A 4,375-nucleotide genomic window follows, 5' to 3' on the forward strand; every position below is an offset into this window, starting at 1 on the left:
CGTTGTACGATTGGCCCTCCGGGCCAAAGCGCCATGGCACGCGCCAGCTACGTGGTGAGCGCGCGCGCCATGGCGCTCAGCGCCCAGCCACTGGCCTGATTTTGCGCCGCCACGTGGCCGGATTTGTCTCCGCCGTTGACACACGCCGTACTCCGCCAGATGACCGCGCAGCGCATTGATCGTCTGGGTGCGCTGGCGAACCAGAAGCTCCCGCGTCCGGTACGCCATCGCCGCCGCCTGCTGAGCCTCTGACTTTGGAGCCACGAACCGCATCGTCGGGCGGGCGGCGGCCTCGGCGATCGCCTCGGCATCAGCCATGTCGTTTTTCTGCCGTTTCACAAACGGCTTGACGTAGGCAGGCGGGGTCAGCTTCACCGCGTGCCCCAGCTCGGCAATTGCCCGCGCCCAGTGATGGGCGCTCGCGCAGGCCTCCATCGCCACCGTGCAGCGCGGCTGCTCGGCGAAAAACTTCAGCACCTGAAGGCGCGTCAGCTTCCGCCGGAAGACGATCGACCCGTCGGCCGCCGAGCCGTGCGCCTGAAACACGTTCTTCGCCAGGTCCAGACCGATGATGCTCAATTCATTCATGGACGCCCCCTCTCAGCGATGCCGAAACACCCAGCACCGTCGCACAGAGCCGTCGGGGGGCGTCCACCCCATCGGTTACGCTTCGCCGATTAGAAGAGCAAGCCGTATGGCGAGAAAAAGTATGGCGAATACAGCTCGCGATAATTCTGGTGACGCAGTTTACGAACATTTTACTATCAAAATCACCGATTGCTTTATATGAAACGTTCCTTGACCCGCCGCATTTAAGCTTGGTAAAGCATGCAAACCTGTGGAGCGATCAACTGCGCTGTCTGACACAGGTTGCTTCGGGCCTCGCAGCGAGCGCAAGTGGATATCATGGAGAACACAAGCACTACTAATCAACTTTTGACAGCAATCGTTATTCTGCTGGCCCTTGCAGTAGTCTATTTTGCTAAAGACATAGTGCTACCGACTGTGCTGGGGTTCTTGGTGGCGCTGACACTGGGACCTTGGGTGCGGTGGCTCTCACGTCGAGGCATCCCTTCTCCGATTTCGGCTGCGGTTCTCATTTTTGGATTTGCAGGGCTGATGGCGATCGCGGTCTTTCTGCTGAGCGGGAAGGTAACCAGCTGGTTCGATGAAATTCCCCGGATTTCGGGGGAACTGCGCAACAAACTTCGCGGTTTCGCCGCTTCAGTTGCGGCAATTCAAGACGCGTCGGATCAAGTCGAGAAACTGGCCCAGGGCGGAGAAACTACCGTCAATACAGTAGTCCTGCAGCAACCCGGCTTGCTGACTACAGTCGTCAGCAACCTTGCCAGTTTCGTCACCTCACTGGGAGCTGGCCTCGTCCTGGCATTGTTCCTCCTGTCATCTGGCAATCTATTTTACGTCAAAATTGTCGAGTCATTTCCCACCTTTGGCGATAAAAGGCGCGCACTGACTGCGATATACGAAACTGAACAAATAATGTCAGGATATATTATAGCAATTACTGTCATCAACGTAGTGCTTGGGGTCGCTATCGGTGTCGCAATGTATCTGCTGGGGATGCCTTATGCGTTTGTTTGGGGCATTGCCGCCTTTTGTCTGAATTATTTGCCTTTTTTGGGTGGTCTTATCGGCACGCTTGGCGTTGGAGCCTTTGCGATAGTTCATTTTGACAACATTTACTATGCGATGCTCGCTCCCGTCGTCTATCAGCTACTCACAGTGATCGAGGGTCAATTCCTCACACCGATCCTGCTGGGGACGCGATTACAGTTAAACGCCGTCGCTGTGTTTTTAACGGTGATCATCTGGACCTGGCTCTGGGGAATTCCGGGGGCGCTGATGGCAGTGCCGATCGTGGCGCTGATAAAGGTGCTCTGCGATCATGTGCCCTCGCTTGCCACGTTCGGCAACTTCCTGAGCGGCCGCGCCATCGACCCAGCTCCACCGGCATAAACAAAGCCAACCAGTCACTCCCGAAACTGCGGCGTCAAGCGGAACACGGAGACACGATGCTGGCGGTCTCCACAATAAGTTCGCGACTGAGACGTTGCGACATGCGGTCACCCAAAGCCATGAAAGCACTACACGAATTACGTCAGACGCCATCCGCCAAGACACTATTTGAATCGGGCACTGATTCGGGTAAGTCGGCGTCAGGCTGTTGCGGCCAAGGCGGCGAGGAACGCCCGCGGCTCGAGGATCGGCAGGCTTCGGTACGGCGACATGATCAGCAGATCCTTGTCGCCAGTCACCAGGCAGCCAGCGTCCCCGGCCAGCGCCGTCTCGAGCAGCTTGTCGTCGTCCGGGTCGCGGCAGCCGAAGACCGCACCGCTGATCGCAACCCATTCCGACGCCGCTTGCACCTGGACGATGAAGCGATCGCGCGCATCGGCGCTGACGTAGCGGTCGAACTTCGGGCGGGTGAGCCGACTGCGCAACTCCTCGTAGGTCTCGTCGCTGAAAATGAGGACGCCGCCCGCTGCGCGAACCGCGTCGATCGTCGCGCGTGGCGGGCCCTTGGGCTGAAGCGCGGCGCTGATGAGGACGTTGGTGTCGAGAACGATGCGGTCAGCTCTCATCTGCCAGCAAGGCGTCGAGCTCTGCGTCGGTCAATCCGTTGGAGGCCGCCTCGACGCCGATCTCGTCCATGGTGGCGGTCAGTCGCTCCCAGGCGATGCCCCGGAGGCGCTCGTACTGCTGCATAGACATCATCACCCCCACGGGCCGGCCCTTCTTGGTTACGCGCACGGGCGCACCCTGCACGGCGTCGAGCAGCTCACCGAAGCGGTTCTTGGCGTCACGGGCGGCGATTTCTCTCATGAGGCCATCATATCCATTATGGGCGCCGGCTACAATCAGAAGCGTCCTCCCGAAGGTCGGGTAACGGCATGCGCTGTCAGCACGGCTTCCCGCTCACACAAGGCGATTCTTGATCATTCGAGGGTGCCAGCGAGAACCGCGCTGGAGGCGACGTGTCTTCGAGGTGCGTAGTTGCGAGGCCGGTGGAGCGCGACCGCCGAGGTGAAGCGCAGCGCCGTCAAAGGATAGGCAAGAAAACATAGGTTTTCTTGCCTATCCGCCTGCACTCCTCGCAAGGTTGCTCCAGGGACGGATCAACGGTCAAGATACTCAGGCAAACAAACAGCGGCAGGAAACAGGCGAGCCCTGCGAGTTTCCTTATCAGACCGATGGGTGTTGGCCTGAAGATCAGGTTACGCCCGCGTCTCCACCCTCGATCAGAACCCCGACCTTCAGCATGACGCCCTGATGAAGGCCGGCTGCGAGAAGATTTTGGTCAATCAAGTGAGCGGCTCGACGGCCGTCCGTCCCGGGCTTGAGAAGGCGAAGGAGCTGCTGCGCGCGGGCGATGTCAATGGACACCCAGATTTACGAGATATGGCGACACCCACCGTTACGAGGTGTCGCGCAACGGTAGCGGGCGCGGAGGGCGCGCTGACCGCAAGGGGCGCGGAGGGCGCGCTGACCGCAAGAGATGGGGTGGTTGCCGCCCTCCCCAGACGGCATCGCGATGTGCCAGCGTGGTGTTGTGAAAGATCCACGAAGCGGAAAGGGCGGCGAGATGAAGGATACGATGATCGGGGTGGACCTGGCAAAGCGCGTCTTCCAGGTTCATGGCGCTTCGATGCGCGGCGAGGTGCTGTTTCGCCGGAAGCTGACACGCGAGCAGTTCCGGACGTTCATGGCGACGCAGGCCCCGGCGGTGGTGGTGTTCGAGGCCTGCGGCGGCGCCAGCTACTGGGCGCGAGAGATGGCGGCGCTCGGTCATGAGGTGCGGCTCGTCGCGCCGCAGTATGTCCGGCCCTTCGTGAAGCGCCAGAAGAACGACGCCGCAGACGTTGAGGCCATCGTGATCGCAGCTCAGCGGCCCGAGATGCGCTTTGTCGCGCCGAAGACTGCGGAGCAGCAGGCGCGGGCCGTGCTGTTTCGCGCCCGCGAACGGCTGGTGCACCAGCGCACCGAACTGGTGAACGCGCTGCGCGCGGCGCTCTACGAGTATGGCTACACCATCCCGCAGGGCATCGGCCACCTCAAGCGCATCGAGGCAATCGTCGAGGAGCCCCACAGCGACCTGCCGGTGCTGGTGCGTGAGGAATGCCGGGACCTTCTGGCGCAGATCGCCGAGAAGACGTCGCGCATCGACGCGCGCACCGGTCGGATCAAGACGCTGGCTTCCGAGACAGACACCGCGCGCCGCCTGCAGACCATGCCAGGCGTCGGTCCCATCACCGCGCTGGCCGTTGAGGCCTTCGCGCCCCAGATGGCGCAGTTCCTCCGGGGCCGGGACTTCGCTGCCTGGCTGGGCCTTGTGCCACGCCAGCGATCGTCCGGT

5 protein-coding genes and 1 pseudogene are annotated in these 4,375 nt (G+C 61.2%); 3 read left to right on the forward strand and 3 right to left on the reverse strand.

Annotation, left to right across the window (positions count from 1 at the left end; genetic code table 11):
• Positions 1 to 588 (reverse strand): IS110 family transposase (locus ACEW8G_RS16555; RefSeq protein WP_373489494.1); only part of this gene is annotated, 588 nt, incomplete at its 3' end.
• A 318-nt stretch (positions 589 to 906) separates the two neighbouring features.
• Between ACEW8G_RS16555 and ACEW8G_RS16560 the strand changes: the two genes are divergently transcribed.
• Entirely contained in the window at positions 907 to 1,977 is a 1,071-nt protein-coding gene (locus tag ACEW8G_RS16560; protein ID WP_373489495.1) for an AI-2E family transporter, read from the forward strand.
• 200 nt (positions 1,978 to 2,177) lie between these two features.
• On the opposite strand, the gene ACEW8G_RS16565 is transcribed toward ACEW8G_RS16560, so the two are convergent.
• Both ACEW8G_RS16565 and ACEW8G_RS16570 read right to left on the reverse strand, forming a co-directional pair.
• Positions 2,178 to 2,603: a putative toxin-antitoxin system toxin component, PIN family gene (locus tag ACEW8G_RS16565; RefSeq protein WP_373489496.1), complete on the reverse strand. Its 426-nt coding sequence runs from the start codon at positions 2,601 to 2,603 to the stop codon at positions 2,178 to 2,180.
• Entirely contained in the window at positions 2,593 to 2,844 is a 252-nt protein-coding gene (locus ACEW8G_RS16570; RefSeq protein WP_373489497.1) for a type II toxin-antitoxin system Phd/YefM family antitoxin, read from the reverse strand. The genes ACEW8G_RS16565 and ACEW8G_RS16570 overlap by 11 nt, the downstream gene beginning before the upstream one ends.
• A 402-nt stretch (positions 2,845 to 3,246) precedes the next feature.
• Between ACEW8G_RS16570 and ACEW8G_RS16575 the strand changes: the two are divergent.
• Positions 3,247 to 3,384 (forward strand): annotated as a pseudogene (locus ACEW8G_RS16575) (recombinase family protein); the annotation flags it as partial.
• 220 nt (positions 3,385 to 3,604) lie between these two features.
• On the forward strand, positions 3,605 to 4,375 hold a 771-nt coding region (locus ACEW8G_RS16580; RefSeq protein WP_373489498.1), incomplete at its 3' end, for an IS110 family transposase.

The sequence above is a fragment of the Blastomonas sp. genome (genome assembly GCF_041747255.1).
Lineage (GTDB): Bacteria > Pseudomonadota > Alphaproteobacteria > Sphingomonadales > Sphingomonadaceae > Blastomonas.